7 protein-coding genes are annotated in these 6518 nt (G+C 52.2%); 5 read left to right on the forward strand and 2 right to left on the reverse strand.

Translation table 11 applies throughout. The features are described from left to right. The 4 genes from V6D20_06200 to V6D20_06215 all read left to right on the forward strand — a co-directional run. Window positions 1-1054 (forward strand): methyltransferase domain-containing protein (locus tag V6D20_06200; GenBank protein ID HEY9815377.1); only part of this gene is annotated, 1054 nt, incomplete at its 5' end. Further along, window positions 1051-2571, forward strand: a complete 1521-nt coding sequence (locus V6D20_06205) for a hypothetical protein (GenBank protein HEY9815378.1) — start codon at window positions 1051-1053, stop codon at window positions 2569-2571. The genes V6D20_06200 and V6D20_06205, both read left to right, overlap by 4 nt. A 70-nt stretch (window positions 2572-2641) precedes the next feature. Beyond that, complete coding sequence (locus tag V6D20_06210; protein HEY9815379.1) at window positions 2642-4396, forward strand: hypothetical protein; 1755 nt, start codon at window positions 2642-2644, stop codon at window positions 4394-4396. A 98-nt stretch (window positions 4397-4494) separates the two neighbouring features. Continuing rightward, window positions 4495-5178, forward strand: a complete 684-nt coding sequence (locus V6D20_06215; GenBank protein HEY9815380.1) for a DUF305 domain-containing protein — start codon at window positions 4495-4497, stop codon at window positions 5176-5178. A 218-nt stretch (window positions 5179-5396) separates the two neighbouring features. Here V6D20_06215 and V6D20_06220 read toward each other — a convergent pair whose 3' ends face one another. Together V6D20_06220 and V6D20_06225 are read right to left on the reverse strand one after the other, a co-directional pair. Then, on the reverse strand, window positions 5397-5702 hold the full coding sequence (locus V6D20_06220; protein HEY9815381.1) for a DUF3181 family protein: 306 nt from the start codon (window positions 5700-5702) through the stop codon (window positions 5397-5399). 59 nt (window positions 5703-5761) lie between these two features. After that, window positions 5762-6040, reverse strand: a complete 279-nt coding sequence (locus tag V6D20_06225; protein ID HEY9815382.1) for a 2TM domain-containing protein — start codon at window positions 6038-6040, stop codon at window positions 5762-5764. A 255-nt stretch (window positions 6041-6295) separates the two neighbouring features. Here V6D20_06225 and V6D20_06230 point away from each other — a divergent pair. Beyond that, a partial coding sequence (locus V6D20_06230; protein HEY9815383.1) for a hypothetical protein occupies window positions 6296-6518 on the forward strand: 223 nt, incomplete at its 3' end.

Consider the following 6518-nt stretch of genomic DNA (forward strand, 5'->3'; position numbering starts at 1 on the left):
TCAAGTCATGGTGCCGTTAATCTTGCAATGGATTCATCCTAATAGTGTGGTTGATGTGGGCTGCGGGGATGGATCCTGGCTATCGGTGTTTCAAGCTGAGGGGGTGAACGATATCTTGGGTCTTGATGGCGACTATGTTCAGCCAGATACGTTACAAATTCCTCAAGACCGCTTCATCGCCACCGATTTAAGCCAACCCCTGCAGCTTGAACGCAGGTTTGACCTGGCTCTGTCCCTAGAGGTGGCTGAGCATTTGTCCGAGGAGAGCGCCGATCGCTTTGTGGAATCCCTGGTTCAACTCAGTGATGTGATTCTATTTTCAGCAGCCATTCCCCACCAGGGCGGCACCCATCATGTCAACGAACAATGGCCAGACTATTGGATTCAGCGCTTCCAGTCCCATAATTATCTGGTTTTAGATATTCTGCGCGATCGCCTTTGGGAGGATCCGGCCGTGCAGCCTTGGTACGCCCAAAATAGTTTCATATTTGTCAAAGGCGATCGCCTTTCTGCCTATCCTCACCTAGAAGCGATCGCCCCAGATCATCCAAAAGCGATCGTCCATCCAACTATCTATCTACAAAAATGTATCGACTCATCACCTCCACCCGCAGACGAGCCCCCTGAACCATGGGCATCTCCTATTCTTCAGCTTCTGGATGTGACCTTGGATCCTGCGGAACTCCATTGTGGCGATCGTGTGACGATTACCATTCACTATCAACTGAAAGCGTCCCTAGAGTCTGCTCTGTTTACCATCAGTCTCAGTGATGCATCAGGTCACATTTATCTAGATACAGAAATCATCATCAACCCATTGCCGACAGACATCACCGTTCCGCATACCCTAGATTTACATATTGAACGACTAGATCTAGCACAAGGAATTTACTTTATTAATCCCGGCATTTTTTCGCCAGACTGGGAAGCAACCTATGCTTTTCAGTGGCATCAGTATCCCTTAGAGATTCAGTCTTCTCCTTCTCAAAAAGGACTCCTCCATCCGCCTCTACACTGGTCATCCGATCAACCGTTGCCTATGGACTCACTATGATGAATGTCTCGCAGCTTATCCGCCATCCATCTATCTGGAGACTGCTAGGACAAATCCTAGTCAAGATCGTTCTACCCTTTTTGCTGGGGTTAGGACTGATGCTAGCGGGTGGGATGACGGAGCTAGCGCTTGCTGATCAAACGAGCCCAGCGATCGCCACCTTAAAACTATACGATCGCTCCCTAGGTGCGAGTACCCAGTATATCGGAGCCTGTGAAGGGAATGTAGACTTTAACCTATCTGATCTAGAAGACCTAGGGCTCAATACCTATCGCATTTACGGGGGCATGTCTCGCTGGGAAACCGAGGACGATGATGGCATCTATGGCTATCCCTCCATTGCTCAGATTAAGGCTAACCCTGATGTGGTTAACTGGGATTGGTGGGATCGGGTGATGACCCAGCCAGAAGGCGGCAGCGACTATGCCTTTTCTGGTGATCCGACCGAGCTGTGGCAGGGCAGCGCCAGCACGCTATTTTCAACCCTGAAAGAGGGACATATTCGTCCAGTGCTCACCCTGCGCAATAGCGATCCAGGTTGGGATCCAGACTGGGCACTGCAACTCAATCCACCGCGTACAGAAGAGGATTGGAATGAATGGTGGCAGCATGTGTTTGCTACAGTCTATTGGCTGAATGTGCGTCATGATTATCAGGTAGACGACTTTGAACTGCACAACGAGCCGGATAATCGCCAGCAAGGTTGGGGCGGCGATCAATCGGACTATTTTGAGCTCGTCCGCGTAGGAGCCGATGCGATCGCCCATGTTTACCAAACCTATCTACCGGGACGAGACTTTCATATTCATGCACCGAAAACTGTAGGACATAGTCTATGGCCATTAGATACGTTAGATACAATTCCTACTTACTTTGATCAGGTCAATGTCCATAACTATGACTGGGATATTTCCGCCTATGTGCGTCAAGTACGTAGCTGGATGCAGGGAACGATCCATGAGCGATCGCCCCTATGGTTGGGAGAATGGGGTACCTATACCGACGGCTACGATGATCTTTCCTTTTCCTTGAATCTGATTAAAAACATGATTCGCATGTCGCAACCGGGAGACACCTATGTCTACGGTAGCCACTTGTTTTCTCTGTATGACTGGGGGCGGGGAGACTTTGCCGGGTTAATCGATGCGGAAGGACATCGCCGCCTGAGCTACTACGCCCTGCGGATGGGTACTCGCGCCTTACAAGGGGGGCGACCGGTTCTGTTAACCGGGATCAGTGATGACGCGGTGATGGCGATCGCCACCCGAGATGACCAAAACCAGATCAACCTGCTGCTGGTGAATGATCAGCCCCAAGCTCATCCCCTCACCGTCGATCTATCCGCCTTGGTTAGCGATGGCACGGGTACGCTCTGGGAGTTTAGCGAAACGGTGCAAGATGAAGCGATCGCCTCTCTCACTGTCACCCAAGGGGAACTGCAGCTTACCCTGCCGGCCTACAGTAGCCAACTGGCCATCATCCCAGCCGCACCACTGCCCAATGCCATTCTTAACTAAGGCACACTAGAGGTGGTCGAGCGATCTGGACTAGTTGTATGCTCTGCTGTCCTCTTCTGTGGTGTGACGTATGCTCTACTTTTTGGTGATGTGGGTTCTTCTGTTGCTGCTGTGTGTACCCATTGGTCTTGGGTTGGCCCATCGAGCTGGAGTTCATCTTTCATTAGTGCCAGACGATGCACACCCGGCTAATCGGTTGATGTGCCCCTTCCAGCCTGAGGCCGTACTGATCACTTGGCTGGGGGTGTTGGGGATAGCGATCGCTCTCTTTTCCATGAGTCTATGGCTTCCCCTGTCACCCCTAGTTGGTCTAGCCGTAGGCGGCGGTCTAGCGGCGATCGCCTTCAAACAATCCTCTGTACGTCATGACCTGCAAACCCTTAGACAAGCCATCGGCTGGAAGCAAGGTCTGGGAATGGGAGTACTGGCCCTCCTCGCCGCCGCCGCCGCCGTGCAGCCCGTCACCTGGATTGATACAGGCCTATATCACTACGGCACCCTTCGCTGGCTGGCCGACTACGGCACGGTAGTAGGTGTAGCCCTGATTCACGATCGCTTTGGCTTTGCTTCATCTTGGTTTGCCCTAGCTGCCCCCTTCAACCCTATGGTGCTGGATGGCCGAGGAACAGCGATCGCCAATGGATTTTTACTCTGGCTGCTGCTGCTGCAAGGCTGGGCAGTTTTAACTCGGATTGTATCCTCAAAAGCAACCATTCCAGACTGGTTTGGAGCCAGCAGCTTAGGACTGCTGATTGCCCTATTTTTCGGCTCAACTCTGATGATGGAGATTGTCGTATCGCCATCCCCAGATATCCCCATCATCCTGCTGGCCATTCTTCTAGCTAGCTTTCTGCTGATCAGTGATGAGCAAAATCCCATGACAGCAGATGGACTCGCCTTTATCATTCTGGGACTAGGTGCAGCGGCCGTCACGGTCAAGCTCAGCGGATTACCCTTGCTAGCCATCGGCGGCCTGTTTTTTGTAGGACGCTACTACCAAAAACCGCGATCGCTCTTGGTAGGACTAGGACTCGTCGCCATGATTCTGCTACCCATCACCCTCTTTGGTTGGCTGACCTCCGGCTGCCCTCTCTACCCCTCCTCCGTCATGTGTCTCGATTTACCCTGGAGCCTCCCCCAAGATGCCGGCGAAGAAGCCCGTGCCCAGATCCATGGCTGGCAGCTTTGGTTTGGATCACCCCCCGAAGGTACACCTTGGCTGCCCTGGGTGTTTCGGGAATGGATTTCCCTCGGCATCACCAATAAGCTGCTTCTTGGCTTAGGTCTTCTATCAACGGTGGCGACCGTGTTACTGCTCCATCGATGGTGGCGATCGCCCTACCGCGCCGTCATCCGTGGGCCCATCTGGGTGAGTGCTTTAGGACTATTGGGCAGTGCCTTCACCCTCATCTTGTCGCCCCTGATCCGCTTTGGGCTAGGCTACTTAATTTTAATTCCAGCCATGGCGATCGCTTGGCTCGGCCACGCCTGGATTGAACCCCGTTGGCAGCGCCTCCCTCGACCAGAGCTACAGCTAGGAGGACCATGGCCATGGATATCGGTGGGATTGGTAGGAGCGATCGTAGCGGTCACCACAGTCCATGGGTATCCACACCTGCTGCTACCGCCTCCCCTCCCCCCGGCAAGGGTGACCACGGCGCAAATGCAGGATATATCCTATGTTCATCCCATTGATGTAGGCGTTGATCTGTGCTGGGATGCTCCCAACCCCTGTGCCCTGGGGCCATTGGAAGAGGAGGTGCGGTTACGCCAGCCCGATCGCGGTCTGGCAGGCGGTTTTGAGCGTGTCCTCCCCAACGAATGATGGATGATCTAAGATAGGCGGAGGGTTGTGGTATGAGATATTCTCGTTGCTCAACCCTCCCATACCCTATCGGATTCAGAAACTGCCCTATGACTGTCATGTCTACTCTAAAGAAGCCATTGCTAGCGATCGCCCTTGTTGCTAGCGTTGCTGTCGTTGGCTGCGCCAATCAAGCCAGTGCTCCATCTGGCGAGGGACAGCCAGCCGACAGCGCTGTTGATAGCGCTGCTAATAGCGCTGCCGATTCAGAATCCGACAATAGTGCAGCTCATGCGATGACCTTGGGGCCTAAGGATAGAAACTTCGATCTACGGTTTATTGACAGCATGATTCCTCATCATCGGGGCGCTGTCGTGATGGCACGAGAAGCCTTAGAAAAGTCCGAACGTCCTGAGATTCAAACCCTAGCCCAGAGCATCCTTGATACCCAGCGGAAAGAAATACGTCAGCTTCTTAGCTGGCGCGAAAGATGGTATCCCGATGCGGGTGAGGAAGCCATGATGTGGGATGAAGAGATGGGCCACGACATGGCAATGACGAGACAAATGGAAAGCCGCATGAGGATGGTTGCCGATTTGGGTGAAGCGGATGATGAATTTGATCTCCGTTTCCTAAACGCGATGATTCCTCACCATGAGGGAGCGTTGGTGATGGCGCAGGAGGCCTTGGAAAAGAGCAATCGCTCTCGCATCCAGGAAATGGCGCAGGAAATTCTCACGACTCAACAAGCGGAAATTGATCAGATGGAGCAGTGGCAGCAAGAGTGGTACGGCGGCTCATAATCTAACTCAAGGGGCGTTGCTGCATACAAGGATGAAGTCCTAAATCCGTCCTCTCCCCAACTCTTCTCCCCAGGAAGAAGGGTTGGGGATGAGGGCAAATCATCGATCGATTCAGCAACGCCATTCAATGAGTAGGGCGGGCCATGGCCCGCCCTATGTCGTCCTAACTTTCTTTCAAATTCATGGAAAAAAGCTGAACACTAGCTGTTGCCCAAAACCTACAGCTTGCGCTGATAGTCTTCCAATAAGTCCACTAAACGGCTTTGAATGCGGGTTGGTACCAGATCAGATAACGGCACCTGCCGCTGTTCCCCTAGGGTGATCATAGTACTTGCCAAAATCTGTTCAACAGCCGATGCATCGATTGGATCTGATTCGAGCAATGGATAAAGTTGTTCAGATAGGGTTGTATGTAACTTAGCATCTCGTAAATACAGATGCCACTTAGCTACATCGATATAGATCTGGTCTCCAATTTCTGCTGCTAGTTTTTCAATGGCTTCATTAGAGATTGGATGGGTCATGGGGTGACCTCCGTAAAGAATAGGACTATGGAATCAGCAAGACTTATGGGATAGGAGTACTACTTCTTTGCAAAACCCTTCCCGCTTGTTGCTTCAGTTGAGACCGAGTAATCAGCGATCGCAAAAATGTATAGCCCATGGATCACTAATGCGGTCAGCCAACCTCCGGTTAGCCAAACAGTCCAACCCCAGTCTTGAAACTGGAGCGTGCGCACAAACCAAACACCCGAATTGCTAGCCGCAAAAAGGGCCACATGGGTGGCAAAGTTCATGCGATCATCCAGCTTACGAAAGGCTGGATCGGCGCGATCGGGTTTTCGAGGCCAACGAGGAGGCATAGGGATTACTCAATCAGTAGCAAAGAACAAGGAGTGTTGCTGCATCAGGGTGTGAACCTTGAACGAGAAGCACTGAAACTTCCTGCAAACATGTGCGGAGTCATATTACTATTCAGCAACACCGAACAGGTAGACTAGCGAAAGCTGGCCTATGTCTCCTATTCTGACATCCCCAGCACCTTACGAACGCAGATTGTGGATTGAATTCTTGGGCGATCGCCCTAACCATGCCGCTCTCTTGATTCAGGATGACCTATGTCCTACCCTGATCCAACCAACCCTCACCCGATGCCTGGCTTCCCTCAGGTGTGTTTCATCAAAAATACTGTCTCCAATCCCCACATCATCATCGGGGACTATACCTATTACGACGACCCGGAAGACTCCGAAAACTTTGAGCGGCGAGTGCTCTACCACTATCCCTTCATGGGCGACAAGCTGATCATGGGTAAATTTTGTGCGATCGCCCGTGGGGTGA

The sequence above is a fragment of the Candidatus Obscuribacterales bacterium genome (genome assembly GCA_036703605.1).
Classification (GTDB): domain Bacteria; phylum Cyanobacteriota; class Cyanobacteriia; order RECH01; family RECH01; genus RECH01.